Origin of the sequence: Kosakonia sp. YIM B13588 (assembly GCF_042788165.1) — a bacterium.
GTDB classification, from domain to species: Bacteria; Pseudomonadota; Gammaproteobacteria; order Enterobacterales; family Enterobacteriaceae; genus Kosakonia; species Kosakonia sacchari.
In genome coordinates, this window is record NZ_JBHZPO010000007.1 from 145,523 (window position 1) to 170,579 (window position 25,057).

Sequence of the window (25,057 nt, forward strand, 5' to 3'; positions counted from 1 at the left end):
CTGAGCCTGAGTATCGCCACGAGCTTACACGCAGGAGCCGTGATGGCGGCGCCCAGCGCGGGCCAACTGGTGCAACCCTCTTATGCGCCGGTTCAGCAGCACACCGGCGGCGGCATTACGCTGCCGGCCACCACCGGGCTTACTGCGCCGAACGGCGCGGAAAAACTGTTTGTCACACCAGCCGGTCTGCTGGTTGAAGGCGGTTTTCCACAATTAGCGAGCGAAACGGCGCGTATTGAATCGCACGTTAAAGGCCGCCGCGTCTCTGCCGCGAATTTGTTTGCCGCCGCGCAGGAACTGGAAACCGCGTATATCAAAGCGGGCTACTTGCTGGCGCGCGTCAGCCTGCCGCCGCAACAGATCAAAGATGGTGCGCCGCTGCACGTGGTGGTAACCGACGGCTATGTGGAAAAAGTGGATGCCTCTGCGCTGCCGGACACCGCGCGTAGCCGGGTGGAAAGCTTGTTGCAACCGCTGGTGGGCGAGAAACATTTAACCCGTAAAGCGCTGGAGCGGCGTTTGCTGCTGGCAGGCGACACACCGGGCGTGATGCTGAAATCGACCCTCAAACCGGGCAGTAAACCGGGCTCAACGGTGCTGATCGTTGATGGTCGCTACGATCCGGTTGCCGGGTTGGTGACCTTTGATAACGGCCTTTCCGACGAGCTGGGTAAGTACTCACTCGGGCTTGGCGGGCAGCTTAATAACCTGACAGGCTTTGGCGAGCAGGTATACGCGCGCCTGAATGGTTACCCGCGCGGCGATAACCCATTTACGGATACGCAGCCGCGTAACCGCCAGTGGGCGCTCGGCGTGGTCGTACCGCTCGGCACCGACGGCTTGTGGATGAACGTTGAAGGGGTGGACAGCCGCACCAAACCGAAAACTGACAGTGGGCTGACGTCGCGCGATCATTTCCAGCGCCTGTCGACACGCCTGGGTTACCACTGGGTGCGTGCGCGTGATTTCAACACCTCGACCTTGCTGTCGCTGGATGTGCAAAACGAAACCCAGCATTTACAGTTCAATAACAATGACGTACCGTTCACCGATGATCGTCTGCGCATTGTGCGCCTGGCGCAGTCGATGGATTACACCACTGATTTTGACGCGCGTTTCGCCTCCAGCCTGACGGCTTCTTTTGGTATCGACGGCCTGGGTGCGCGCCACGGCACCAGCGATCTGCCGATGAGCCGAAACGGTGCCGATCCGGATTTCCAGAAGCTGGAGCTGACCATGAACTACAGCCAGCCGCTGGTGGATGGCAAAGTACAGCTCTCGCTTTCTGGCCTGGCGCAGACCTCGTTTGACCAGGCACTGCCGTCCTCTGAGCAGGCCTCACTTGGCGGCAGTAGCTGGCTTTCGGCGTTTGATTCCGGCACGGTCAGCGGCGATAGCGCCCTGGCCGCGCGCGCTGAAGTTGGCTTGCCGCAGCCGCTGGGCGCATTCTCCTGGGCACCCGATCTTGGTAGTGCAGTAATGCCGTACGTCTTCGGTTCACTGGGTTCCGTAAGCCAGGCAAAACCGACGGCGCTGGAGAAAAAAGAGGTGCACGGTAGCGCGTACGGTGCCGGTTTGCGCCTGAGCGCCAGCCAGGCCGCCAGCCCGAACAGCGCCTTGTTGACGCTGGAATACGCGCGCGGCAATCAAAGCGGCGAATCGCAGGACAATCGCTTTAACCTCAGCTTGTTGACCTTCTTCTAAACCACGCACTTTCCCGCGCACCGTCTGGTGTGCGGGTTTCTTTCCCTCCGCTAAACACATGCGCAATCCCGCTCAAGGGATTGCCGTTGCTTTATCCCGTTGTCGGGAACATGATGTTTTGCCATAACAAATGTCCGGGGTGTGTCTGCTCAGCATAAGGAGCCTGCAATGAACGACATCTTTCTCTTCCTCAGCGTTGGGATGCTGGTGTTAATGGCGGTCGCCATTCCGCTGGCGCGACAGCGTATTAAACCCAATCGTTTTTACGGCGTGCGTACCGCGCTAACCTTGCGGGATGACACGGCCTGGTATCGGGCGAATCGCCTTTTTGGCAAGGCGATGCTGCTCTGCGGTGCGGGATTTTTTCTCTTTTCAGCGCTGCTCGGCAACTGGCGTGAAAACGCCGATAACGCAATGACCAGCATCGTGCTGTTTTTGCTGGCCGTATCTGTGCCGGTGGTTTGCGCGCTGGTCAACGAATCGCGGGAGAAGAGAGGATCGTAATGCGCGAAGGCATCAAAGTCTTTGGCGCGCGTTTTGCCGGGCGTGTTGCCGCTGAGAAACTGCGCTTTGCTATTGAGTACGTCGATTTCGGTGAAAGCGGTTTAGCATTTGAAACGATCTGCGATTATATCGTCGAAGAAGACGCGCCCATCAGCGAAGAGGAGTACCGCCTCGCGGTGGAAATTTTTAACGACTACGGCGGTAAATGGGGTGTTTTCAGCATTGAACATATGAAAGCGCTGATCGTTAAAGAAGATGGTTCCGCTTTGTGATATTTGCGCCGAAACAACTGAAAATGCATCCATAAGGAGAGGTGAAATTGCCAACACGTTGTGAGATTGCGCTGGCGAAAGTGGTCGCAGATTTAGCTATTTTCCTTGAGTTTACTGGTGAAAACCAATTGGATCAGGACGCCGCCATCAACGCGCTGGAGCTGATTGCCGCTGAACTGCAAACATTAAACGCAGATGATAAACATCACCTGACGGCGATATTTATTGAGTTATCGCGGCGCTATCCAGCCGATAAAACCGCGTTTGTTAGCCATTTACCGGAAGCGTTAGGCTTACTGTAGAAGCCGGGAAGATCACCACCGGGTTTATTTCCTGCAGCAGAAAAAATAGTCCGGCATAAAGGTGCCTGGCGGCTTATTTTATATAGGTCGCTTTTAATAACTGCTCGCGATCATTGTTTTGATTAATAATGCATTGCGTCTGTAAATCATCCTGGCTTGCCGCCCACTCGCCAACTAATAACGCTGACGCTGCGCAGAACTCATTTCGTGATGCGATCCAAAGTTGTTGAGATTTATTAAATTTCTCCCAAAAAAGATCTTTTATTTCACTGCCTTCCGGATCATTAAGGTGATATGGCGTATCATAATTGTTGTTTATCAGTTTCTTTATCTTAGTGATTGTTTCTTCTAATGATTTTTCTGATTTTTCTTTCAATTCGTCTTTGCATTGTGTCTGGTTTTTCTTATCGCCATAGGCAGGTAAAGTAAGGCATTGCTGAATGTCCTTGCCTAAATTAAACGTGACGGCGCCCGCACTGCAAATTGATAGCGATACTGTCAGAAGTGAAATTTTTATGATTTTCATGGGAGATGGTTAATCCTCTCTGTTCGCTTTATAAGACATATAAAAACCACACTTACGAATTAACTCAAATAGTTATTTGATCGTTTTTGCCACGCAAACCGTCAACGTTTTCTGGCGTGCCATATCAAAGTAGATTCCTTTGATTTTCAATGTGTATTTCGTTGCAAAAGCAGAGTCTGGCACTGATGCTGAGCATCATCATGATGAATCTGAAATAGATTTTTTTGAGGTTTATGAGGGAAGAGAGCGATGAGATTGTCAGGCAAGTGCTCAGGATGTGCGCTTGCCTGACAAGTGTGGGTTACAGCTTAAAGGCATTGACATCGTTAAGCAGTTTACCGGCCTGGTGGCTGAGCGAGTTCGCGGCAGTGGCCATCTCTTCAACCATGGCGGCGTTCTGCTGCAAGTTGCCCTCCATCTGGCTGACCGCCACGTTAACCTGATCAATACCGTGGCTCTGCTCGGTTGAAGAGTTATTTACCTGGTTTATCAGCACCGTGGTTTCATCAACCGCGCCCAGCGCCTCGTTCATCCGCGTAGTCACGTTGGCCGCATAGCTGACGCCCTGGCCGACATTTTTAATCGCCTCGTCGATTAAGCCGCGAATATCGCGCGCCGCTACAGAAGAGCGTTGCGACAACGAACGCACCTCACCGGCGACCACCGCAAAGCCTTTACCCTGCTCACCTGCGCGGGCTGCTTCCACCGCCGCGTTGAGCGCGAGGATGTTAGTCTGGAAAGCGATGCCGTCGATAATGTCGGTGATTTCGGAGATTTTCGCCGAAGAAGCAGAAATATCGTCGATGGATTTTTGCAGTGAACTCAACTTACGATGGCTTTCATTCACCATGGTTTGCACACGACCAATGAAGGCATTTGCCTCTTTGGCGTTGTCCATATTGTGCCGCACCGTGGCCGATAGTTCGTTCATGCTGGCAGCGGTCTGCTCCAGGGACGAGGCCTGCGATTCGGTACGCGATGACAGATCATCATTGCTTTTGGCGATTTCGGTGGCCGCGACATCCACTTCGTTGCTGGCGTCTTTCACGCTGCTTAATACTTCGCGGATTTTGTCTACCAGATTATTAAAACTGGCAGCGGTAGCGCCAAGTTCATCTTTTTTATTGAGATCCACTTTGACGGTCAAATCCAGCGTGCTGCTGATGGTTCCCATGCTATTTTGCAGGTTTTTTAAACCTTTATTTAAATAGCCAAGGATCGTTGAAGCGAATACGCCAATTAACACCAGTAAAAAGATAATGGTTCCGACCAATAACCAGAAGGTATTGATATATTGCGTATGGTTATTTTCAGCGTATGTTGCTGCAATTTTATAATTATGCACCAGCATCTCTTTTAAATTGGCGCTAAGCGCAACAGAGGCATTGGCAGTAATACCGCCATCCGACACCATTTTGCGTGCGGCTTCAATACCTTCGCTATGATAAACGCCAACCATGGATTCTGCTTTTTGCAAATAGTCATCAAAGGAATCCTGTGTTTTTTTCAATAACTGACCATCAATATCATCGCTAATAAGTTGCTCGCGATAATATTTAAATATCTCATTGGTTTTATTTAACTCATCTTTCGCTTGCGCCATATGTTTGGTGAACACGGCTTCATCGTTTATCAGCAGGGACATCAGGATCTGCCGGCGGGCTTCTTCGCGGTGCTGGAGTGCCTCGCTGAGCTTACTGATACTCGGTAAACTATTTTCAATAACGTAATCAAAACGCGATTGCGCATTATCTAATGCCCGGATGCTTAAACCACCGAGCACGATCATGGCAATAAACGTAATGGCAAATACAAATAACAGTTTCTTTAAAATGGTCATAACGGCCTCAGGTGCTTTCCATATCCAGGGTGAACTCTATTTTTATCGGCGACTAAAGCGAAACCTTCATAGATGATTTAATAAAAAGAGAGGTGGGTTTTGTTTTTTGGTTAGCCAGTTAACATACGTTAAAAATGACCATAAAATACAATCGGTAAGGTTTTTAATGAAAGATGGAACGCAAGCTTTATATAATATATTTATTCCTCTTTGTGCGTGTTATAAATAATATATCGTGTATTTTTACCAATATTTAACGGCGTGGTGTAGCTGCGCTGAAATATCATGTAGCAAAGCAAATTACTTATGAGGTAAATAATTAGGGAAGCGGTATTTCTAATGGTGTGCGAGCTGCCCGTTTTCTGGCAACCGAAACATATGCACTTCTCGTTCGGTCGCCTGTGTTGCTGGTTGTCACCGAACGGGAAACGAAACGGTGATCCTCGGTGGAAGCATGGCGAAACTAGCTCAAGTCGTGCAGATCTTTCTCCAGTAGCCGCGTGAGCGCCACCTCTGAAAACACGACTTCCAGCCCGGCTCGTTCCGGTGTGCAGCACATCACGCCAACGGCGCAACGCGAGTGGGGGAAATGGCACAAGCGTAGCAGTGGCCAGACGCGCCCATCGGTGGAGTATTGCAGCCGCAGCGCGTCGCCTTTGCGGCTCAGGCGCAGCCAGAAATCGCCCGCGTCACCGGCGTAAATACCGGTCGCCCAGTCCGAATAACCTTGTGTCAGCACGCTGCCGATGGCGGGCGCGCCATCGTTAAATTCGATGCCGGCTTTTAGCCAGTTCTGCTCGTCCGCGACCAACAACACGCCCGCCTGGTCATACAGCTCGGAAAACCGCGCCTGTATCCGCACCTGAAAGGTGAAATCCCCCGTCACATCGCGCACAAAACCGTGACCGCTGAAGCGCTCAAATCCGTACCAGGTTTTGCGCCAGAAATCGGTGCTGCCATCGGTCATCACTTCCACTTTGCCTTGCGTTTCACGCCACTGCTGCGGTTCGTTAATCCAGTAAAAATTACCCGTCATATTTTGCTCCTTTATATGTGCCGGCGGCTTACAGAGTGTTGCCTGTGGCGGGGAAGATTGCCAGTGGGTGGTGCGGCCTATTACGCAGAGATCACAAATGTTTCGCGGCAAAAAAGGTGCGGCGGGGAGTAATGAGGTAGCGTTAACAGGTTGCAAGCGTTGCGATGCAAAAGAGACACGAAGAAGCCGTTTAAAAAGTGTGAAAAGGAGTTTGGCACATGACAACTGTCTATGCGCAAGAGTACCGACGCGTTATCACGGCGCTTAAAAAAGCTCGTAAAACACGGGGTATCACGCAGGCGAAACTTGCCGAGGCGCTTGGTCGCCCGCAATCTTTCATCGCCAAAATCGAAAGTGGTGAAAGAAGATTAGATGTGGTGGAATTTGTCCATCTGGCAAGACTGGTAGGGCTGGAACCAGAAGAGATAGTGAAGGGTATAGGGTAATTCGCTATGGCCGGAGAGCGTTCACTCTTCGAACAGGCGCTCAATAGATTTTGTCGGATAGAACAGCGAATGCTGGTTGCCAGCGGCTAACGGAATGAAGCCCAGTTTTTCATAAAAATTTTTGGCATTGTCAGTGAGCGCCTCAACAAATAACCCATGGACACCGACAGCAAGTGAGGCGTTGTAAACCACGTGCATGGCATGCGCGACCAGCATTTCTCCCCAGCCGTTTCCCTGAAGTGATTTATCGATAGCCAGACGACCTAACATCACGCACGGAACAGTGCGATAGGGCACCTTTTTTTGCTGCGTTTTGGTTGGCAGTTGTTCTTTCTCGAAACTACCGCCCGACAATGTGTAATAACCGAAAACGCGCGGCCTGGAGGCTACGGTTTGCAGGATATAGGCGCGTAAAATTTTTCCGTTGTGCTGGCGCTTGAGATGCTGGGTTAAAAAGGTGTTGAGCGAGATCTCACCACAATCAAAACCACCCGTTTCATACTCTGTCTCTCCTGAGAATAACTCAATGGTCAGCTTGTCCACGATTCACTCCCTGTTTTGCAGACGTTTTGCGGCGCGTTTAAGTTTGTCGTTCGGTGCAGGTGGGTTTTCGATAGCGTCCATCACCCGGTTCCAGGATGCTTCATTCAGAACCAGACGGCGATGCTGTTCAATCACTTCTGCGGCTCGTTCCGAGGCGCTGCTCACCAGAAATTGGGTGATCGTCTGGTTGGTCATTGCCGCCGCTTCTTCAATCATTTTTTTATCCTCGTCGGTCAATCGCAGATCGATGCGCTGCTTTTTCAGTGCGGGCATAGCGTTACTCTCCCTGGCAGTCTGCTTTATGCAGATCTACCAATAATCTTGTCAGGTATGTACGGATTTAATCCGTACATAAAGATAAGATTGGACAGCGCGAATTGCAACGCAAAACGGGTGTGTATCGCAAGGCGTGGAAAATGAAAAACCGAGCAGGCTCCCAAAAGCGTTAACTGCGCGTAGTGGGAGCCGTACGATTTAGATCAGATACTCTTCTGCGGCGATTTTGCGTTCAGTCATTTGATGCGATGAAAGAAAACGGCGACGACAACAAAGCAGGATGGATCAAACGGCTGTTGCGTAGGGAATTGGACCGACGTGACATACAGAAAAGTGAGCTTTTACACGCCTGTATTGAGGTTAAATAGCCAACATAAAATCTTAAAATAAGGCTCCGAAAGGAGCCTTATTATCACGCCAATCGCGGATACCCGCCCGCAATTTCACTCCCGGTAAACTGCGCGATCCACCCCTCGGGATTATCAAAAATACGGATGGCGGTGAAGTTCGGTTCCGATCCCATATCAAACCAGTGCGGGGTTCCTGCGGGGACGGAAATCAGGTCATTTTTCTCGCACAGCACTTGGTAAACGTCGCTGCCGATGTGCAGGCAAAACAAGCCCGCGCCTTCCACAAAGAAGCGCACTTCATCTTCGCCATGTGTGTGTTCGTTGAGGAACTTGGCGCGCAGCGCCTCTTTCTGCGGGTTGTCGGCGCGCAGGCTGATCACATCCCAGCTCTGATAACCTTTCTCGGCCACCAGTTTGTCGATGGCGTGCTGGTAAGCGGTGATCACTGTTTCCGGTGTCGGGTTTGCGCCGAGATCGCGGTCGGCCTGCCAGCGTTCAAAACGCACACCTTTGGCGTTCAGTTTTTGCTGGATCTCTGCGGCGTCGGTGCTGTGCCACACCGGCGTGCTGGCGTCGGTATCGGTGTAAATCGTCAGTGCGCTCATGAAGGGATCTGCTCCGGCTTAATGTTGCTGAAAGAGGGAACCTGGTAATGATGGCTGGCTGCGTCATCATCGCCGCGAATCAGTTGCGTGGTGCGAAAACCTGCCGCTTCGGCGGCATCCAGCTCCTGGTGAATATCGGAGAGGAACAAAATGGCCGCGGGCGGCAGCCCGATTTGCGTCGCAATATTGCGGTACGACTGTACGTCGCGTTTCGCGCCAACCAGCGTGTCGAAATACCCGCTGAACAGAGGAGTAATATCACCTTCGTCGCTGTAGCCAAATAACAGTTTTTGCGCCGCAACCGAGCCAGAGGAATATACATACAGATCAATACCCTGTGATTTCCATTTCTCAAGCTGGGGCAACACGTCCGGGTAAAGATGGCCTTTGAAATCGCCGTTCACATAACCATCGCGCCAGATAATGCCCTGCAACGCTTTCAGCGCCGTTGATTTGCGATCTTCATCCATAAAAGCAAACAGCACGTCAATCAGTTCGGCGGTGGTGGTTTGTGGTTGATCGATCTCTTCCCGCAGGTTATCCAGGATGGTGCTCACCGGCTCGTTGTACTGCTCCGCCGTGACAAACGCCGCCAGATGTTCGCGGGCGTAAGGGAACAGGACGTTATGCACAAAACGGATATCACTGGTGGTGCCTTCAATATCAGTAACGATAGCGCGGATCATGGTCTCTCCAGCAGGCGACGCTGCATTTCGCATTCAAATAAAAACTCCAGCCCTTCCAGGTGGCGGCGGGCTTCGGCGACATCGCGCCCCCAGCAGGTCAGCCCGTGGCCACGCAGCAGAAAACCATAGCGCAATGGATGAGTCTGCGCATAGTCGGCGATGCGAACAGCCAGCGCGTCGATATCCTGGTCGTTGTCGAAAATGGCCACCGGCACGGTGTCCAGGTGCGTGGTCTGACCGCTCAGGGATTTTTGCATCTCAAAACCGTTCAGCAGCAGAGCAGGGGATTTCTCCACGCGTGAAAGCACCGTCGCGTTCACGGTGTGTACGTGCAACACGGCGTTGGCGTCCGGGTAGAGGCGGTAAATCAGGGTATGCAGGCCAGTTTCTGCCGAGGGTTTACGGCCGGAAGGGGCATGGTTATCGGCAATCGATACCTGCAAAAAATCCGCCGTGGTCAGGCTGCCTTTGTCTTTGCCGGATTCGCTCAGCCAGCACCAGTCGGCATCCTGGCGAACCGACATATTCCCGCCGGTAGCGGGCGCCCAGCCTTTCGCGCCGATCCAGTGGCAGGCGGCAACGAGTTGTTGGAGTTGCAGGTTGTCTGTCATCACCCTTCCTTATAAGGAATATTGTTATCGTATAGACGTCTAAGCGTCTTGATTGCCAAATACTAGCATCGTGTTATAGTGGCGGCAACACGCGTATCACAGGCAGGCAGATAATAATGAGCAATAACGCACTGATTCCACAAAGTAAACTTCCCGCGCTTGGCACAACCATCTTTACGCAAATGAGCGCCCTGGCGCAGCAGCACCAGGCGATTAATCTGTCGCAAGGCTTCCCGGATTTCGACGGCCCGCGCTATTTGCAGGAGCGTTTAGCGTTCCACGTAGCGCAGGGGGCGAATCAGTACGCGCCAATGACCGGTGTGCAGGCGCTGCGCGAAGCGATTGCCGATAAAACAGCCGAGCTGTACGGCCATAAACCGGACGTGAATACGGACATTACCGTTACCGCCGGGGCGACAGAAGCGCTGTACGCGGCGATCACCGCGCTGGTGCGCCAGGGCGATGAAGTTATCTGTTTTGATCCGAGCTACGACAGCTATGCGCCTGCGGTCGAGCTTTCCGGCGGGGTGCTGAAACGCATTGCGCTGCAACCGCCGCATTTTCGCATCGACTGGCAGCAGTTTGCGGGGCTGCTCAGCGATCGCACGCGGCTGGTGATTTTGAACACTCCGCACAACCCGTCGGCGACAGTGTGGCAAAAGGCGGATTTCGCCGCGTTGTGGCAGGCGATTGCCGAGCGCGAAATCTATGTGCTGAGCGATGAAGTTTATGAGCACATCTGTTTTGCCGAAGAGGGCCATGCCAGCGTGCTGGCGCATCCGCAACTGCGCGAGCGGGCGGTGGCGGTGTCATCATTTGGCAAAACCTACCATATGACCGGCTGGAAAGTGGGCTACTGCGTGGCACCTGCCGCTATTAGCGCGGAGCTGCGCAAAGTGCACCAATATCTGACGTTCTCAGTGAATACCCCGGCGCAGCTGGCGCTGGCGGATATGCTGCGCGCCGAGCCGGAACATTATCGTGAGCTACCGGAATTTTACCGCGCGCGGCGCGATGTGCTGGTCAATGCGCTCAGCCACAGCAAGCTGGAGATTCTGCCGTGTGAAGGCACCTACTTCCTGTTGGCGGATTACAGCGCGATTTCCGATCTGGATGATGTGAGTTTTTGCCAGTGGCTGACCAAAGAAGTAGGCGTGGCGGCGATCCCGCTGTCGGTGTTCTGCGCCGATCCCTTCCCGCACAAGCTGATTCGCCTGTGCTTTGCCAAACAGGAATCGACGCTGCTGGCGGCGGCAGAGCGCCTGTGTAAGCTGTAACACGTAAACGGCGGTGCTGGCTGCACCGCCGTGACTGCTTTTACTTCTCGCCCATAATCGTTTTCAGTTTTTCCGCGTCCGGCAAACCGACTTCCTGCTGCAACACATTGTCTTCATTCATGTAGTAGATGGCAGGCGTGGCGTTTGCGCCGAGATCGTCCATGATTTTCTGGTTGATATTGAGCTTTTTCGTCATTTCCGGCGGTACGCTTTTCGGTAACGTCAGCGCCATTTTGCCGTTCGACTGCTCAAAGTCGTGCCAGCTTTTCGCCGGATCTTTCGCGCTCATAATCGCTGCCGCGGCCGCCGGGCTTTCCGGTTTGATCACGCCAACCAGCAACGTGCGGATCTGCACTTTGCCGGATTCCACCCACGGGCGCGCCTGCTGCCAGAACTGTTTGCAGTACGGGCAATACGGGTCGGCAAAGACGTACACCACGCGCGGTGCCTCTTTTTTGCCATCCAGCAGCCAGTCGGCTTTTTCCATCTGCTGCCACAGCGCGCGGCCTGCCGGCGCGTAAATCTCTTTGGCCATCAGCTTTTCGCTCAGGTTGGTGCCCGCGTCGTCGTACATGTAGCCGGAAATGGCGTGTTTGCCGTCCGGCGTGACGTAAATGGTGACGCCCATCTCCTGATATTTTCCTAGATAGCCTTTCATGCCGCCCGGTGCGTCAAAGGATTTGATGATGGTGATGCCTTGCTTTTCAATGGCTTTTACCGGCGCGGGCAGTTCTTCGGCGTGCAGAGTCAGCGGGAGCAGGGTCAGCATTAACAGGCGCTTGAGCATAAAAATCCTTATAAAAACATTGGGAAAGAGCAAGGGTAGAGAAAACCTATCACAACCATCGGTAAGACCGCCGGGTAAGGCATTGTTCTCACGTGCCCGCAGTGGTGTAATCAACAACGCTTGATGACCAACAGGTTATGAGCGCAACGCAAAGCCAGCTTGCTGGCGCTGAAGTTACCCACGGGTATTTCAGGTATCGAGGCCACCCGTCGCGGTGGCCTTTTTACTTTTGGCAATTCAGCCGTTCACAAGGTTGCTCGTTGCGGGTTGTTAGCTAACACTTATTGATTTGATAAAGCAAACGCATTGGCTCAATCAATCGAAGTTCGTTAACTTACACCCCAACGAAAACACGGAGGAAGTATAGATGTCCTTAATTAATACCAAGATTAAACCTTTTAAAAACCAGGCGTTCAAAAACGGTGAGTTCATCGAAGTAACCGAGAAAGATACCGAAGGCCGCTGGAGCGTCTTCTTCTTCTACCCGGCTGACTTCACCTTCGTATGCCCGACTGAACTGGGCGACGTGGCTGATCACTACGAAGAGCTGCAGAAACTGGGCGTGGACGTTTACTCTGTTTCCACCGACACCCACTTCACCCACAAAGCGTGGCACAGCAGCTCCGAAACTATCGCGAAAATCAAATACGCGATGATCGGCGACCCGACTGGCGCCCTGACCCGTAACTTCGACAACATGCGTGAGAATGAAGGTCTGGCCGATCGTGCTACCTTCGTTGTTGACCCGCAGGGCATTATCCAGGCTATCGAAGTCACCGCTGAAGGCATCGGCCGCGACGCATCTGACCTGCTGCGTAAAATCAAAGCAGCACAGTACGTGGCTTCTCACCCAGGTGAAGTGTGCCCGGCGAAATGGAAAGAGGGTGAAGCGACGTTGGCTCCGTCCCTGGATCTGGTTGGTAAAATCTAAATTTCCTGTCGTCTTTCACGCCATAGCGGTGTTGGCGTCGCCTGCTCGCCCCGGTCACTTACTGGTGTAAGCTCCCGGGGACTCTCAGGCTAGCCGTCTTGCTCTGGCGCGAAATACTCCGGAAATTACTATTGTTAACGGGTACTTTTGGGTGCCCGTTTTATTCAGCACCATGATGCAAGTTGCATTGATGCAGCCTTAAATGATTTGGCTTGCATGATGATGTTTTAAGGGAGAACGTTATGCTCGACACTACTATGAAAACCCAGCTCAAAGCCTATCTTGAGAAACTGACCAAGCCTGTTGAGCTGATTGCTACGCTGGACGACAGCGCGAAATCGGCAGAGATCAAAGAACTGCTGGGCGAAATCGCTGAACTGTCAGACAAGGTCTCCTTTAAAGAAGACAACAGCCTGGCGGTGCGTAAACCGTCGTTCCTGATTACCAACCCTGGCTCGAATAGCGGCCCGCGTTTTGCTGGTTCGCCGTTGGGCCACGAATTTACTTCACTGGTGCTGGCGCTGCTGTGGACCGGTGGTCATCCGTCAAAAGAGGCGCAGGCTTTGCTTGAGCAGATCCGCGATCTCGACGGCGATTTTGAGTTTGAAACCTACTATTCGCTCTCCTGCCATAACTGCCCGGACGTGGTGCAGGCGCTGAACCTGATGGCAGTGCTGAACCCGCGTATCAAGCACACGGCGATTGATGGCGGTACGTTCCAGAACGAAATTACCGATCGCAACGTGATGGGTGTTCCGGCGGTGTTTGTGAATGGTCAGGAGTTCGGTCAGGGGCGTATGACGCTGAGCGAAATCGTTGCCAAAATCGACACCGGCGCGGAAAAACGCGCGGCGGAAGAGCTGAACAAACGTGACGCTTACGATGTGCTGATTGTCGGTTCCGGCCCGGCGGGTGCAGCAGCGGCGGTTTATTCGGCGCGTAAAGGCATTCGTACCGGCCTGATGGGCGAGCGTTTCGGCGGTCAGGTACTGGATACCGTAGATATTGAAAACTACATTTCTGTGCCGAAAACCGAAGGCCAGAAACTGGCGGGCGCGCTGAAAGCGCACGTCTCGGATTACGACGTCGATGTGATTGACAGCCAGAGCGCCAGCAAGCTGGTTCCGGCAGCGGTGGAAGGCGGTCTGCATCAGATCCAAACCGCCTCCGGCGCAGTGCTGAAAGCACGCAGCATTATCATTGCCACCGGCGCGAAATGGCGCAATATGAATGTGCCGGGCGAAGATCAGTATCGTACCAAAGGCGTGACTTACTGCCCGCACTGCGACGGCCCGCTGTTTAAAGGCAAGCGCGTGGCGGTGATCGGCGGTGGTAACTCCGGCGTGGAAGCAGCTATCGATCTGGCGGGGATTGTCGAGCACGTGACATTGCTCGAATTCGCCCCGGAAATGAAAGCTGATCAGGTATTGCAGGATAAAGTGCGCAGCCTGAAAAACGTCGACATTATTCTGAACGCGCAGACCACCGAAGTGAAAGGCGACGGCAGCAAAGTGACCGGCCTTGAGTACCGCGACCGTGTGAGCGGCGATGTTCACAGCGTGGCGCTGGCAGGGATTTTTGTGCAGATTGGTCTGCTGCCGAACACCACCTGGCTGGAAGGCGCGATTGAGCGCAACCGCATGGGCGAAATTATCATCGACGCGAAATGCGAAACCAGCGTGAAAGGCGTGTTTGCCGCAGGCGACTGCACCACGGTGCCGTACAAACAGATCATTATTGCCACGGGTGAAGGTGCCAAAGCGTCTCTGAGTTCGTTTGACTACCTTATCCGCACGAAAACTGCGTAAGCAAAAATAAGAAAGTAAACAATACCTGCAAATGTAAAGAGGCTACCTTCGGTAGCCTCTTTTTTTACGCCTGAGCGTATTTATCTGACCACCAGCACCGGAATATGCGCGTGGCGCACGATATTCGCGGCATTCGAGCCGAGCAGGTGGGTGGAGATGGAAGGATTGCGCGAGGCAATCACCACCATATCGGCGCTCAACTCTTCGGCTAACTCATTGACCACATCGCGCACGTTGCCAAAACGGACATGAATATGAATGCGTGACGAATCGATGTGGAAATGTGTGATCATGGTGCTGAGGCGCGTTTGCGCTTCCTGATGCAGATGCTCTTCGAAACGGCGTATATCAGCGGCGAAACGGTGCAGGCTCAGGCTGGCAGAGGCGGGTAACACATGCAAAAGATGGATAACGCCTTCACTCTGCGCGAGAAATTCAGCGTGACGCACGGCTTTGTCGCTTAACTCCATTTCGAAAACATCGACCGGCATAATGATTGTCTGATACATAAACGCTTCTCCCTGTAGGTTATGTCCTTCTGATTGAATCATAAACGGGAGGAATATTTTGCTGCCTGGATGGCAAATCTGAAGAATAAACGGGCGGGAACGGAAAGAGGATGCGGGCGCATCCTCTGCACAACAACGCAGGGCGGGGCTTAGCGCATGAAATCGCCTGCGGCTTCGGGCTGGTACAGCAGTTCGAGCACTTCAAGGTCGGTGGTGGTGCCGCCTGGCAGTTCCCAGTGGATGGTATCGCCAACGCGCAAGCCCAGCAGCGCTGCGCCGACAGGCGCAAGCACCGAAAGCTGGCTGGCGCTGTCGGTCACATTCGCCGGATAAACCAGCGTGCGCACGCGCTCTTCGCCGCTTTTCAGTTCACGGAATTTTACCGTGCTGTTCATGGTTACCACATCGTGTGGCATCGCTTCTGGCGCGCACATCTGGGCGCGATCCAACTCTTCATTTAGCGCATCCGCGACCGGCAGGTTAGCGTGAGCGGGCTGCTCAAGCAGACGGTCGAGGCGCTCGGCGTCTCGCTCATTAATGATAATGGCAGGTCTGGACATCTGGTACTCCATGTCAGGTGATTGATCCAAAGAAAAACCCTCGCCGACTGGCAGCGAGGGTTTGTCTACAAGGGATGATACTGACACGACAGCGTGCTGTGAAGTGATGTTGCGCACATTTGCCGGAATTATGGTTCTTCAGTATCCCGCTTTATCAATCACGAAGCTGTTTCCACAGTTGCCGGGATGCGGCTGCGGCAGTAAAGACGTTGCCGCGAGCGGGGCGTTTATCGCGTCGGCTTTGATGGCTATCTGCATTTCCGTCAGCCACGCCGGGTTACCACTACAGGTCAGTTTCACCGCTTTTACGCTTTGATCGCCATACGCTTTCGCGACGGCTGCGTTAAATGCCTCGCGGGTGACGGTTTTCCCGTAGTTTTCTGCCAGAAACTGGCCAAGTGCGCTCTGTTTGATTTCGGTGTCCAGGCGTACCATTGCGCCGAAATAGTCGTCCGGATCGAAGCCAAAACAGACACCGTGTTTGGCATATTCATAGCGCTCAAGGCAGGTGGTGCTGCCCGCGCCCGGCATGACGGCGTTGAGTTTGTTGGCCACTTCCAGCGACAGGCCGGTTTCCGCTGCGGCACATTTTTGGCTAGCTTTCGCCTCAGGCATATTTGGAATCGGACGCGTGGCACAGCCGAAACGCATCCAGCGGCGATCGTCGACGCCGCGCGCGGCGATGGATTTTGGCAGACCTGGCCACAGACCATGCACGGTCAGATAATCGGCTTTGTTAGCGGGTTCTTTTTGCGGCCTGCACTCATCGGGCTCATTGCGACCTTGCGCATGCAGGCTCTGGCAAAAACCGGTTTGCCAGGAGAGCGCCAGAACATAGCGGTCAAAGTCACCATACTGTGTGGGCTTGAGCGGTGCGGCATAAGCGGCGGAGAACAGTGTCGCGGCAAGGCTTGCGCAGGTGAAGAGTCCCTTTATAAACATATCAGTTCCTGATGGATGTATCCGGGTAATTGCCATGCGTTATTAAACCATAAAAAAAGCGCCGGGCAGGCGCTTTTTCATAAATGGCGTTTATAAATTAATGTACTGCGACACCCGGAACCAATACTTCGGTAGCGATGATTACCACAATCAGACCGACGATCACTGGCACCGATGTCCGTTTCACCACTTCAAAGGGGGAAATGTTCGCCATCCCCGCCACGGCAACCACCACACCGGAAACCGGAGAGATGGTGCGCCCGAGGTTGGACGCCTGCAACATCGGAATCGAAAGATAAGCCGGATTGATACCTGATTCATGCGCCAGTTTAGGGATCATCTCGACAAAGGCGTAGAACGGCGCGTTACCGGAGCCGGTGGTCATTGCCGCCAGCATGGTCAGCGTGACCAGCACCAGCATCAAAATGATGCTCGCCGAACCGAACGACGTAGCAATCGAAATAAGACTCTGAATAAAGCCAATGGTGCTTAAGCCCTGGGCGAAAACCCCGGCGGCGACCAGCAACATCACCACGCCAGCAAATGCGTCTGCCATGCCGCGATAAGCCACTTCCAGCCCGGAAAAGACGTTTTGTGTATTGAAACCACGTAAAAACTCCAGTACGGCCGCCAGCAACATGCAAATCACCAGAATGGTGATGATATGCAGCTCGGGGCCCCATTTGCCGTCGAAAATCAGCACGCCGATAATCGGCGTAAACGGCAGGATGGCGTAGAACGTGGGGGCACTGGTGGTGATGTCTTTCACATCCAGCATTTCGCTGACGATATGTTCTTTTTTATCCAGGTAGCGCTGCCAGAAAAAGTGGGCAATCGCCATGGCAATAATCGCCGCGATGGAGATAGGCAGGGTGGTTTTAAACGCGAAGTCGATAAGCGGCATCTCGGCGGCTTTCGCAGCCAGCACCACGTCACCGGAGGTGGGCGAAAGAATGATTGCTGCCGGAGAAGCGCAAATCGCTGCCGCTGCACCGCGGCTAATGCCCACGTTTACCATCACCGGGAACAGGGTCGCCATCAACAGCACGCCAAGGCCGGTTGCGGAAGAGACCGCCAGCGACATCAGGCAAGCGACAAAATAGGCGGCAATCATCAGCAGGTAAGGCGAGTTGATAAAGCGCAGCGGGCGCGAAGCCAGCTTCACCACCATGTCATTAGCACCGATGTGGGTCATATAAGCGGCAAAACCACACAGCATCATGATCATCATGCCGAGATCGCCACCGCGGCTCATCAGCAGGATTTTAATGTATTCGACAATATCGGTAGCGCTATAGCCAGTGCTGGTGGCGCTGCCGGGTAATATTTTGTGGCCCATCAGCGCGCTGACAATTAATAGCGCCAGACCGCCGACAAACAGTACGCCGGTGGCGGAGTAGCCTTTGATGATGTAGCGTGCCACGCCGACAATCACCACCACGCCTATCAGCAGTTCAATGAGTGTTAATAACATGTTGTTGGCCCCGGAGGTTGACCTGAATGAAAAGTAAGTAAAAAAACTGGCAACGCAATGTGCCGAATAATAGCCAGCGGGTAGATGATTAAAATCAACAAAGCGATGTGTTGAGCGAATAATCGCGTCAAATTGTTATCACTCCACTTAATTAATACTGCTTAAGCAATAATTGGGATTAATTGGAAATGATAAATTTGTTATTTAAAAGGTGCCTATAAGTTAATGACTTTAACGGTTTCGGTTGCGCTTTATTTCCGGACGTAAATTAGTTAAAAAACACTTTAAAAATAAAAAAGATGCTGCTTATACTCGCCGTTACTTTTCTTTCCCCCATGGCGACGTTATGCACGCAGGCTGGCTATACCGATTACGCTTTATTAAGCGGCATCTGTTGATGCTGCTGATGGCGTTTGGTTGGCTGCTTATTCAAAGCCAGGTGGCGATTGCTTCGCATAACTGTGATTTAAGCGTGCAGGGTGAAAATGTGATGGTTCAGCATATGGACCATCGAATGGCGATGTCTGACAGTGCGCCGCAAATGGACATCATGAAAACGCCGCTGTGCGAAAAACATTGTGTTCCGGATCTGGCGCAAAAAGACACCGATCACGCTTCACTGGTGGCGCTGCCCGTTTCGCTGACGCTGGCGGTCGCGGAACCAGTTTGTGCCTCCGTCGCGCATGACGGATGGTCGTTAACCCCTCCTGCGATAGGCCCGCCGGCAACGATTCGTTTTTGCCGGTTCCGTGAATAAAAACCTGTTAATGCATTGAATTTTATTAATTTAATTGTTTAACAGGAGTTTTATTATGCGTTCTTCTCTTCTTTGCATGCTCTCTGGCGTGCTGTTTTTCTCCCTGGCCGCTCACGCGGAAGATATGCCTGCAATGCACGGTATGCACGATATGTCGCAGCACCCGGCGATGCATAGCCAAATGCAAACCTACCAAAGCCAGGGCGTCATCAAAAAAATCACCCCCGATGCGATTTCGATCGCCCATAAAGCTATTCCCGCATTGAACTGGCCGCCAATGACCATGCAGTTTGCACTGGCCAAAGGCAGCACGTTTGCGCCGCTGAAAGTGGGCGATAAGGTCGACTTCACTTTTGTGCAAAGCGAAAACGGCTACCAGCTCGTTTCATTAACGCCGCAACGCTAACCGGGGGCAACAATGAAACGTTACTCGCTGAGCCAGTGGCTCGGCGGGGTGTTGCTTGGACTGATGTGCTCCGCCGCGCAGGCGGAGTCACTGACGCTGACGCAAACCCTTGCCGCCGCTGAGCGCTATTCCGCAGAACTTTCCGCTAACCGCAATGAGGCGCAGGCGCTGGATGCGATGGCAGATTCTGCCCGCCAGTTACCCGACCCGAAGCTGAAATTCGGTATTGAAAACGTCCCGGTTCAGGGCAACAACGATCGCCGTTTAACCCGCGAAGGGATGACGATGCAGCGGATTGGCATCATGCAGCAGTATGTCAGCGCCGAAAAACGCGATCGCAAAGCCGATACCTTGTTAGCCGAAGCGCAAAGTGTCAGCGCCAAATCCGCCGTCGTGCGCGCCAACTTACAGCGCGACACTGCCCAGGCGTGGCTCGACTTAGCGCTTTCACAACAGGCGTTGCAGACCGCACGTAAACTGCTGGCAGAAACCGAACGCCAGCAAGGCGCGCAGCGTGCCAGCGTGGGTGCTGGCAATGCTGCACCAGACAGCGTGCTGGCTTTTCGGGTCGGTCTGAGCGCAATGCGCGATAAGCTCACACTTGCCGAACGCGATGTGCAACTGGCACAAACCCGCCTGACGCAGTTGACCGGCCAGGATGTGAGCGCCGTTTCCGGCGAGCTTCCACGGTATCAACGTCTGCCTGCGGATGAAAAAACGCTGGAGCAGGGCATCGCACAGCATCCGGACATTATCGCTGCTGCCAGCACGGCAAACAGCGCGAAAGCGCGTTCCGCTGAATCCGCCATCGCTGCCATTCCGGATGTCGAGGTAGAAGTGTGGTACGGACGCCGCGCCGAAGGGTACGAAGACATGGCCGGGGTAATGTTTACCGTCGATTTGCCGTTGTTCCAGTCCCACCGGCAGGACAAAGATCACGCCGCCGATGTTTCCCGCACCATGCAAGCCAACGACCAACTGGCGCTGGCTGAGCGCGATCACGCCGCACAACTGCATTCACTCGTTGCTGAATATAACGCCGCACAAACCCTGTGGATGCGCCAGCGTGACGAGGTGCTGCCGCTGGTTCGCCAGCGTGCCACGTTACTGGCGGCGCAATACCGTTCCGGGCAGTCGGATCTCTCCGCGTTACTGGAGGCCCGGCGTAATGTGCTCGATAGCGAACTGGCCGCGAACCAGGCCGAGAAAGAGATGGCGCAGAAATGGGCCGCAATCCGCTGGCTGATCCCTCAGGAGTTAAGGTAATGAAGAAAACGATTGTAGCCGTCGTGATTGCGGCTTGCCTGGCGGCGGGCGTTGGGTATTTCGCTGGTCGCCAGCACAGTGCGCCTGCGGCTTCCGGCGAGCCGACGCCGCAACGAAAAGTGCTCTACTGGTACGATCCGATGGTGCCGGATCAACGTTTTGACAAGCCAGGTAAATCACCGTTTATGGATATGCCGTTGGTGCCACGTTATGCCGATGAAACACCCGCCAGCGACAGTGTTAGCGTCAGTGCGCAGCAGCAGCAAAATCTTGGGATGACCACGGCGAAGGTGGAAAAACGTGCGCTTGCCGACGCGTTTTCTGCCTTCGCCACGGTAACCACCGATGAGCGCAGTATTCAGAGCGTGCCGTCTCCGGCGGCGGGCGTGGTTGAAAAACTGTTGGTCCGCGCGCCACAGCAGTGGGTGAAAAAAGGCGAAGCGCTGGCGCAGTTGTGGATCCCGCAATGGACCACGGCGCAGCAAGAGTATCTGGCGGTGCGCCAGTTGGGCGATGGTGAACTGACGCGGGCTGCCCGCGAGCGGCTGGCGTTGCAGTTCATGCCAGATGCCATTATTCGCACCGTTGAACGCAGCGGAAAACCGCAAACCCGGCTCACGCTGCGCGCCGATCGTGACAGTTATGTGGTCAAGCTTGATTCCCGCGAAGGTGCGCAAGTTGCCGCTACGCAAGTTCTCTTTGAGCTGGCGAGCCTTGATCCTGTCTGGCTGGTGGTTAATTACCCGCAAAGCCAGGCGCAGGCACTTACTGCGGGTAGTGAAATCATTGCCACCTCAGGCAGCTGGCCGGGCGAGCAGTTTCACGGCCGCGTCAGTGAGTTGCTGCCACAGCTTGAAACCACCACCCGGACGCTGAAAGCCCGCATCGTGCTGGATAACCCGCAGCAAAAACTCAAACCCGGCATGTTCCTTACCGTCACGCAACCTGCTTCGGCGCAGCAGCCTGACGTGCTGGCTGTTCCGGAAGAGGCGCTGATTGAAACCGGTGCGGCAAGCCGCGTGTTACTGGCGACGGGTGACGGGCATTTCCAGGCGGTTAACGTCACCACCGGGCGTACGGCACAGGGCTGGACCGAAGTGCTGTCCGGATTACAGGAGGGCGATAACGTTGTGACGTCTGGCCAGTTCCTGATTGACTCAGAAGCGAGCTTGCGTAGCGCACTGCCGCACCAACAGGCGCCGCAAGCTCCCGCGAAGAAAGTGCAAACCTACGACGCAACCGGTGTGGTGAAAGCGATTGAGGCGGGCAGCATCACGTTATCGCACCAGCCGATCCCGGCGCTGAACTGGGGCGCGATGACAATGGATTTCGTGCTTAAGCAGCCTGAACCCGCCATCAAAGTGGGCGATAAGGTGATGTTCAGTTTTACGCTGGACGATGAACAGGGCGCTGTCATTACTCATCTGATGCCCACGCAGGAGGCAATGAAATGATTGCTGCCGTCATTCGCGCCTCGCTGCGCAACCGCTTGTTAATCCTGCTGGCCGCACTGGTGCTCACCGGCTGGGGGATTTGGTCAATCCAGCGCGCGCCGCTGGATGCGCTGCCGGATCTCTCTGATGTACAGGTGATCATTCGCGCCAGCTATCCAGGCAAAGCGCCGCAACTTATAGAAGATCAAGTCACTTACCCGCTGACTACCGCCATGCTCTCCGTTCCGGGGGCGAAAACGGTGCGCGGCTATTCGATGTTTGGCGATGCCTATGTCTATGTGCTGTTCGATGATGACACCGACCTCTACTGGGCGCGTTCTCGCGTGCTGGAGAATTTAAGTCAAATCCAGTCATCGTTACCTGCGGGCGTGAGCGTTGGGTTAGGGCCGGATGCGACCGGTGTGGGCTGGATTTATGAGTACGCGCTGGTGGATCGCAGCGGTAAACATAATCTGGCGGATTTGCGCGCGTTGCAGGACTGGACGTTGAAATTTGAACTCAAAACGGTATCGAACGTCGCGGAAGTGGCAAGTGTTGGCGGTATGGTGCGGCAGTATCAGATTGTGCCGGATCCCGCGAAAATGCGGGCGCTGAATATCACCCATGAACAGATTGTCAGTGCTGTGCAGGCGGCGAATCAGGAGAGCGGCGGCGCGTTGCTGGAGATGGGCGAAGCCGAATTTATGGTGCGTACCACTGGCTATTTGCGGCAACTGGCAGATTTTCGCCAGATAGTCATTGCCAGCCGGGACGGTGTGCCGGTGATGCTTTCCGATGTGGCGACGGTGCGCCTTGGGCCGGAACTGCGCCGCGGTGTGGCGGAATATAATGGCGAAGGTGAAGTCGCGGGCGGCATTATCGTTATGCGTTATGGCAAAAATGCGCTCGATACCATTCATGCGGTGAAAGCGAAACTCAATGATGTGCAAAAAACGCTGCCCGACGGTGTGGCGATCGTGCCGGTTTACGATCGCTCGACACTGATTGAAAGTGCAGTCGAAACGCTGACGCATAAATTGATTGAGGAATTTATCGTTGTTGCGCTGGTTTGCACGCTATTCCTGTTCCATTTCCGTTCGGCATTGGTGGCGATTGTGTCGCTGCCATTGGGGATACTTGGCGCGTTTATCGTCATGCATTACCAGGGTATCAACGCCAATATCATGTCGCTTGGCGGGATTGCGATTGCGATTGGTGCGATGGTCGATGCGGCCATTGTGATGATTGAAAACATGCACAAGGTGATGGAGCAGTGGCGGCACGATAATCCTGACCGCCAGCCGACCGGCGCAGATTACTGGCGTTTTTCAGAACAGGCGGCAGTCGAAGTGGGGCCGGCGTTGTTTTGCAGCCTGCTAATTATCACCTTGTCGTTTATTCCGGTGTTTTCGCTGGAAGCGCAGGAAGGGCGTATGTTCTCGCCGCTGGCGTTCACCAAGAGCTGGGCGATGGCGGTGGCAGCCGGGCTTGGTATCACGCTGGTTCCGGTGCTGATGGGCTTGTTTATTCGCGGCAAAATTCCTGATGAGAAAGCCAACCCGATCAACCGTTTCCTGATCCGCATGTATGAGCCGCTGCTGGATAAAGTGCTGGCGTGGCCGAAAGCGACGCTGGCGGTGGCGCTGCTGTTGCTGCTGGCAACGTTATGGCCGTTGAGCCGTTTGGGCAGTGAATTTATGCCACCGCTTAACGAAGGTGATTTGCTGTATATGCCGTCGACGTTACCGGGGATCTCTGCGCGCGAAGCCGGACATTTATTGCAGCAAACCGACCGGCTAATTAAAAGTGTGCCGGAAGTGGCGAGCGTATTTGGTAAGGCTGGCAGAGCGGAGAGTGCAACCGATCCCGCGCCGTTGACCATGCTGGAAACCACCATTCGCTTTAAACCGCGCGACCAGTGGCGAGCGGGGATGACCCCAGAAAAGCTGGTGGAAGAACTGGATAAAACCGTTAGCGTGCCGGGCATCGCCAATGTCTGGGTGCCCCCTATCCGTAACCGCCTGGATATGCTGGCAACCGGCATTAAAAGCCCGGTGGGGATTAAGGTGAACGGCAATAATATTGCTGATATTGAACGTGTGGCGCAGCAAATCGAGCAGGTGGTGAAAACCGTGCCGGGCGTAACATCGGCACTGGCGGAGCGTCTGGCGGGCGGGCGCTACGTCGATATCAACATTAACCGGCAGCAAGCCGCGCGCTATGGTGTGTCGGTAAAAGAGTTGCAGTCGTTGGTCTCAACGTTGGTGGGGGGAGAAAATATTGGTGAAGTGCTACAGGGCCGGGAGCGGTATCCCATCAATGTGCGTTACCCGCGAGAAATACGTGATAACGTTGATGATTTGCGAAAATTGCCGGTGATCACGGAAAATGGCAGCCAGATTGCGTTAGGTGAACTGGCGGATATCGTGGTGAAAGAGGGGCCTCCGATGCTGAAAAGCGAGAACGCGCGCCTCTCGAACTGGATATACGTTGACCTGCGCGGTCGCGATTTGAAATCAGCAGTGGATGAGATGCAGCAGCGGGTGGCGCAGCAGGTGAAACTGCCGCAAGGGGTAACGCTTTCGTGGTCCGGACAGTTTGAATATCTGGAACGCGCCACGGCAAAATTGAAAATCGTTTTGCCGGTAACGCTAATGATTATCTTCGTCCTGCTATTTATTACCTTTAAGCGTATATCTGATGCCCTGTTAATAATGGGGACATTGCCATTCTCGTTGATTGGTGGTGTCTGGTTATTGTGGCTGCTGGGATATAATTTGTCCGTTGCGGGAGCAGTAGGCTTTATTGCTCTGGCCGGGGTGGCGGCGGAGTTCGGCGTTATTATGGTGCTCTATCTTAATCATGCACTTCAGAAATATCGCACGCGTGAACCGGATGGGGGGAATAAGGTGTTGCTACAGGCTATCCATGAAGGTGCGGTACTCCGCGTGCGGCCAAAGGTAATGACAGTTGCGACGATTATGGCAGGGCTGCTTCCCATTATGTGGGGCGGTGGCAGCGGTTCGGAGGTGATGAGCCGTATCGCTGCTCCTATGATTGGCGGCATGATAACGGCACCCTTGCTGTCGATGTTGGTTATTCCGGCGGTTTATTTCTTACTGCATCGCAAACGTTAGTCATTTTTTTGCGCCCCTGTGATGGGGCGCATCTAACGCTATTCTGTGTTAAGTGAGGTAATACTGCGA

General features: G+C 53.9%; 26 protein-coding genes. 13 read left to right on the plus strand and 13 right to left on the minus strand.

The genetic code is table 11. From position 1 onward, the window contains the following. Positions 1–42 precede the first annotated feature (42 nt). From ACFX4U_RS13895 to ACFX4U_RS13910, 4 genes are all read left to right on the plus strand, one after another. Complete coding sequence (locus tag ACFX4U_RS13895; protein WP_313506572.1) at positions 43–1,704, plus strand: ShlB/FhaC/HecB family hemolysin secretion/activation protein; 1,662 nt, start codon at positions 43–45, stop codon at positions 1,702–1,704. Between the two features lie 168 nt (positions 1,705–1,872). Continuing rightward, positions 1,873–2,208: an SdpI family protein gene (locus ACFX4U_RS13900; RefSeq protein ID WP_305736780.1), complete on the plus strand. Its 336-nt coding sequence runs from the start codon at positions 1,873–1,875 to the stop codon at positions 2,206–2,208. Next, complete coding sequence (locus ACFX4U_RS13905) at positions 2,208–2,480, plus strand: MafI family immunity protein (protein ID WP_305736779.1); 273 nt, start codon at positions 2,208–2,210, stop codon at positions 2,478–2,480. Before ACFX4U_RS13900 ends, ACFX4U_RS13905 begins: the two co-directional genes overlap by 1 nt. A 41-nt stretch (positions 2,481–2,521) precedes the next feature. Next, positions 2,522–2,782 carry a hypothetical protein gene (locus tag ACFX4U_RS13910; protein WP_313506573.1) on the plus strand — a complete coding sequence of 87 codons (261 nt, stop codon included), beginning with the start codon at positions 2,522–2,524 and terminating at the stop codon, positions 2,780–2,782. 73 nt (positions 2,783–2,855) lie between these two features. On the opposite strand, the gene ACFX4U_RS13915 is transcribed toward ACFX4U_RS13910, so the two are convergent. The 3 genes from ACFX4U_RS13915 to ACFX4U_RS13925 all read right to left on the minus strand — a co-directional run bounded on the left by ACFX4U_RS13915 (position 2,856) and on the right by ACFX4U_RS13925 (position 6,184). Then, complete coding sequence (locus ACFX4U_RS13915; protein WP_313506574.1) at positions 2,856–3,308, minus strand: DUF1311 domain-containing protein; 453 nt, start codon at positions 3,306–3,308, stop codon at positions 2,856–2,858. A 301-nt stretch (positions 3,309–3,609) separates the two neighbouring features. Beyond that, positions 3,610–5,148 carry a methyl-accepting chemotaxis protein gene (locus ACFX4U_RS13920; protein ID WP_380218122.1) on the minus strand — a complete coding sequence of 513 codons (1,539 nt, stop codon included), beginning with the start codon at positions 5,146–5,148 and terminating at the stop codon, positions 3,610–3,612. Between the two features lie 463 nt (positions 5,149–5,611). Further along, complete coding sequence (locus ACFX4U_RS13925; RefSeq protein WP_313506576.1) at positions 5,612–6,184, minus strand: DUF1349 domain-containing protein; 573 nt, start codon at positions 6,182–6,184, stop codon at positions 5,612–5,614. Positions 6,185–6,402: 218 nt separating this feature from the next. Between ACFX4U_RS13925 and ACFX4U_RS13930 the strand changes: the two genes are divergently transcribed. Beyond that, a complete protein-coding gene (locus ACFX4U_RS13930; RefSeq protein ID WP_313506577.1) occupies positions 6,403–6,630 on the plus strand; it encodes a helix-turn-helix transcriptional regulator in 228 nt (75 codons plus the stop codon). 21 nt (positions 6,631–6,651) lie between these two features. On the opposite strand, the gene ACFX4U_RS13935 is transcribed toward ACFX4U_RS13930, so the two are convergent. The 5 genes from ACFX4U_RS13935 to ACFX4U_RS13955 form a co-directional block, all read right to left on the minus strand. Further along, positions 6,652–7,173, minus strand: a complete 522-nt coding sequence (locus ACFX4U_RS13935; protein ID WP_313506578.1) for a GNAT family N-acetyltransferase — start codon at positions 7,171–7,173, stop codon at positions 6,652–6,654. Between the two features lie 3 nt (positions 7,174–7,176). Then, entirely contained in the window at positions 7,177–7,446 is a 270-nt protein-coding gene (locus ACFX4U_RS13940; RefSeq protein ID WP_020456982.1) for a DUF1778 domain-containing protein, read from the minus strand. 415 nt (positions 7,447–7,861) lie between these two features. Next, positions 7,862–8,404 carry an acireductone dioxygenase gene (locus ACFX4U_RS13945; protein ID WP_313506579.1) on the minus strand — a complete coding sequence of 181 codons (543 nt, stop codon included), beginning with the start codon at positions 8,402–8,404 and terminating at the stop codon, positions 7,862–7,864. Continuing rightward, positions 8,401–9,090, minus strand: coding sequence for an acireductone synthase (gene mtnC / locus ACFX4U_RS13950; RefSeq protein WP_313506580.1), 690 nt, complete (start codon positions 9,088–9,090; stop codon positions 8,401–8,403). Before mtnC ends, ACFX4U_RS13945 begins: the two co-directional genes overlap by 4 nt. Next, on the minus strand, positions 9,087–9,701 hold the full coding sequence (locus ACFX4U_RS13955; protein ID WP_313506581.1) for a methylthioribulose 1-phosphate dehydratase: 615 nt from the start codon (positions 9,699–9,701) through the stop codon (positions 9,087–9,089). The genes mtnC and ACFX4U_RS13955 overlap by 4 nt, the downstream gene beginning before the upstream one ends. A 116-nt stretch (positions 9,702–9,817) precedes the next feature. On the opposite strand from ACFX4U_RS13955, the gene ACFX4U_RS13960 reads away from it, so the two are divergent. After that, complete coding sequence (locus ACFX4U_RS13960; protein ID WP_313506582.1) at positions 9,818–10,978, plus strand: pyridoxal phosphate-dependent aminotransferase; 1,161 nt, start codon at positions 9,818–9,820, stop codon at positions 10,976–10,978. Positions 10,979–11,018: 40 nt separating this feature from the next. Here ACFX4U_RS13960 and dsbG read toward each other — a convergent pair whose 3' ends face one another. Further along, positions 11,019–11,765: a thiol:disulfide interchange protein DsbG gene (gene dsbG / locus ACFX4U_RS13965; protein WP_313506583.1), complete on the minus strand. Its 747-nt coding sequence runs from the start codon at positions 11,763–11,765 to the stop codon at positions 11,019–11,021. Positions 11,766–12,132: 367 nt separating this feature from the next. Here dsbG and ahpC point away from each other — a divergent pair, with 367 nt between their 5' ends. Together ahpC and ahpF are read left to right on the plus strand one after the other, a co-directional pair. Next, positions 12,133–12,696: an alkyl hydroperoxide reductase subunit C gene (gene ahpC, locus ACFX4U_RS13970; protein ID WP_086871483.1), complete on the plus strand. Its 564-nt coding sequence runs from the start codon at positions 12,133–12,135 to the stop codon at positions 12,694–12,696. Positions 12,697–12,938: 242 nt separating this feature from the next. Continuing rightward, positions 12,939–14,504: an alkyl hydroperoxide reductase subunit F gene (gene ahpF, locus ACFX4U_RS13975; RefSeq protein WP_313506584.1), complete on the plus strand. Its 1,566-nt coding sequence runs from the start codon at positions 12,939–12,941 to the stop codon at positions 14,502–14,504. Positions 14,505–14,584: 80 nt separating this feature from the next. Here the strand turns inward: ahpF and uspG are convergent, their stop codons facing one another. The 4 genes from uspG to dcuC all read right to left on the minus strand — a co-directional run bounded on the left by uspG (position 14,585) and on the right by dcuC (position 17,989). Beyond that, positions 14,585–15,013, minus strand: coding sequence for a universal stress protein UspG (uspG, locus tag ACFX4U_RS13980; RefSeq protein WP_305736766.1), 429 nt, complete (start codon positions 15,011–15,013; stop codon positions 14,585–14,587). Positions 15,014–15,162: 149 nt separating this feature from the next. Then, positions 15,163–15,573, minus strand: coding sequence for a nucleoside diphosphate kinase regulator (rnk, locus tag ACFX4U_RS13985; protein ID WP_017455866.1), 411 nt, complete (start codon positions 15,571–15,573; stop codon positions 15,163–15,165). Between the two features lie 138 nt (positions 15,574–15,711). Then, on the minus strand, positions 15,712–16,515 hold the full coding sequence (rna, locus tag ACFX4U_RS13990; RefSeq protein WP_305736765.1) for a ribonuclease I: 804 nt from the start codon (positions 16,513–16,515) through the stop codon (positions 15,712–15,714). A 97-nt stretch (positions 16,516–16,612) separates the two neighbouring features. Beyond that, on the minus strand, positions 16,613–17,989 hold the full coding sequence (gene dcuC, locus ACFX4U_RS13995; protein ID WP_045508942.1) for an anaerobic C4-dicarboxylate transporter DcuC: 1,377 nt from the start codon (positions 17,987–17,989) through the stop codon (positions 16,613–16,615). 346 nt (positions 17,990–18,335) lie between these two features. Here dcuC and ACFX4U_RS14000 point away from each other — a divergent pair, with 346 nt between their 5' ends. From ACFX4U_RS14000 to ACFX4U_RS14020, 5 genes are read left to right on the plus strand one after another with little or no spacing between them, the layout of a single operon-like run. After that, a complete protein-coding gene (locus tag ACFX4U_RS14000; protein WP_305736764.1) occupies positions 18,336–18,746 on the plus strand; it encodes a DUF2946 domain-containing protein in 411 nt (136 codons plus the stop codon). A gap of 55 nt (positions 18,747–18,801) precedes the next feature. Then, on the plus strand, positions 18,802–19,152 hold the full coding sequence (locus ACFX4U_RS14005) for a copper-binding protein (RefSeq protein ID WP_313506585.1): 351 nt from the start codon (positions 18,802–18,804) through the stop codon (positions 19,150–19,152). Between the two features lie 12 nt (positions 19,153–19,164). After that, a complete protein-coding gene (locus ACFX4U_RS14010; RefSeq protein ID WP_313506586.1) occupies positions 19,165–20,418 on the plus strand; it encodes a TolC family protein in 1,254 nt (417 codons plus the stop codon). After that, on the plus strand, positions 20,418–21,872 hold the full coding sequence (locus ACFX4U_RS14015; protein ID WP_313506587.1) for an efflux RND transporter periplasmic adaptor subunit: 1,455 nt from the start codon (positions 20,418–20,420) through the stop codon (positions 21,870–21,872). Before ACFX4U_RS14010 ends, ACFX4U_RS14015 begins: the two co-directional genes overlap by 1 nt. Then, complete coding sequence (locus ACFX4U_RS14020; RefSeq protein ID WP_313506588.1) at positions 21,869–24,988, plus strand: efflux RND transporter permease subunit; 3,120 nt, start codon at positions 21,869–21,871, stop codon at positions 24,986–24,988. The genes ACFX4U_RS14015 and ACFX4U_RS14020 overlap by 4 nt, the downstream gene beginning before the upstream one ends. Positions 24,989–25,057: the final 69 nt, after the last annotated feature.

Excerpts from the sequence above, each read along its gene's own strand:
- ACFX4U_RS13895 (WP_313506572.1), top strand. The coding sequence starts at position 43 with ATGGCGGCGCCCAGCGCGGGCCAACTGGTGCAACCCTCTTATGCGCCG.
- ACFX4U_RS13900 (WP_305736780.1), top strand. The coding sequence starts at position 1,873 with ATGAACGACATCTTTCTCTTCCTCAGCGTTGGGATGCTGGTGTTAATG.
- ACFX4U_RS13905 (WP_305736779.1), top strand. The coding sequence starts at position 2,208 with ATGCGCGAAGGCATCAAAGTCTTTGGCGCGCGTTTTGCCGGGCGTGTT.
- ACFX4U_RS13915 (WP_313506574.1), bottom strand. The coding sequence starts at position 3,308 with ATGAAAATCATAAAAATTTCACTTCTGACAGTATCGCTATCAATTTGC.
- ACFX4U_RS13920 (WP_380218122.1), bottom strand. The coding sequence starts at position 5,148 with ATGACCATTTTAAAGAAACTGTTATTTGTATTTGCCATTACGTTTATT.
- ACFX4U_RS13925 (WP_313506576.1), bottom strand. The coding sequence starts at position 6,184 with ATGACGGGTAATTTTTACTGGATTAACGAACCGCAGCAGTGGCGTGAA.
- ACFX4U_RS13930 (WP_313506577.1), top strand. The coding sequence starts at position 6,403 with ATGACAACTGTCTATGCGCAAGAGTACCGACGCGTTATCACGGCGCTT.
- ACFX4U_RS13940 (WP_020456982.1), bottom strand. The coding sequence starts at position 7,446 with ATGCCCGCACTGAAAAAGCAGCGCATCGATCTGCGATTGACCGACGAG.
- ACFX4U_RS13945 (WP_313506579.1), bottom strand. The coding sequence starts at position 8,404 with ATGAGCGCACTGACGATTTACACCGATACCGACGCCAGCACGCCGGTG.
- mtnC (WP_313506580.1), bottom strand. The coding sequence starts at position 9,090 with ATGATCCGCGCTATCGTTACTGATATTGAAGGCACCACCAGTGATATC.
- ACFX4U_RS13955 (WP_313506581.1), bottom strand. The coding sequence starts at position 9,701 with ATGACAGACAACCTGCAACTCCAACAACTCGTTGCCGCCTGCCACTGG.
- ACFX4U_RS13960 (WP_313506582.1), top strand. The coding sequence starts at position 9,818 with ATGAGCAATAACGCACTGATTCCACAAAGTAAACTTCCCGCGCTTGGC.
- dsbG (WP_313506583.1), bottom strand. The coding sequence starts at position 11,765 with ATGCTCAAGCGCCTGTTAATGCTGACCCTGCTCCCGCTGACTCTGCAC.
- ahpC (WP_086871483.1), top strand. The coding sequence starts at position 12,133 with ATGTCCTTAATTAATACCAAGATTAAACCTTTTAAAAACCAGGCGTTC.
- ahpF (WP_313506584.1), top strand. The coding sequence starts at position 12,939 with ATGCTCGACACTACTATGAAAACCCAGCTCAAAGCCTATCTTGAGAAA.
- uspG (WP_305736766.1), bottom strand. The coding sequence starts at position 15,013 with ATGTATCAGACAATCATTATGCCGGTCGATGTTTTCGAAATGGAGTTA.
- rnk (WP_017455866.1), bottom strand. The coding sequence starts at position 15,573 with ATGTCCAGACCTGCCATTATCATTAATGAGCGAGACGCCGAGCGCCTC.
- rna (WP_305736765.1), bottom strand. The coding sequence starts at position 16,515 with ATGTTTATAAAGGGACTCTTCACCTGCGCAAGCCTTGCCGCGACACTG.
- dcuC (WP_045508942.1), bottom strand. The coding sequence starts at position 17,989 with ATGTTATTAACACTCATTGAACTGCTGATAGGCGTGGTGGTGATTGTC.
- ACFX4U_RS14000 (WP_305736764.1), top strand. The coding sequence starts at position 18,336 with ATGCACGCAGGCTGGCTATACCGATTACGCTTTATTAAGCGGCATCTG.
- ACFX4U_RS14005 (WP_313506585.1), top strand. The coding sequence starts at position 18,802 with ATGCGTTCTTCTCTTCTTTGCATGCTCTCTGGCGTGCTGTTTTTCTCC.
- ACFX4U_RS14010 (WP_313506586.1), top strand. The coding sequence starts at position 19,165 with ATGAAACGTTACTCGCTGAGCCAGTGGCTCGGCGGGGTGTTGCTTGGA.
- ACFX4U_RS14015 (WP_313506587.1), top strand. The coding sequence starts at position 20,418 with ATGAAGAAAACGATTGTAGCCGTCGTGATTGCGGCTTGCCTGGCGGCG.
- ACFX4U_RS14020 (WP_313506588.1), top strand. The coding sequence starts at position 21,869 with ATGATTGCTGCCGTCATTCGCGCCTCGCTGCGCAACCGCTTGTTAATC.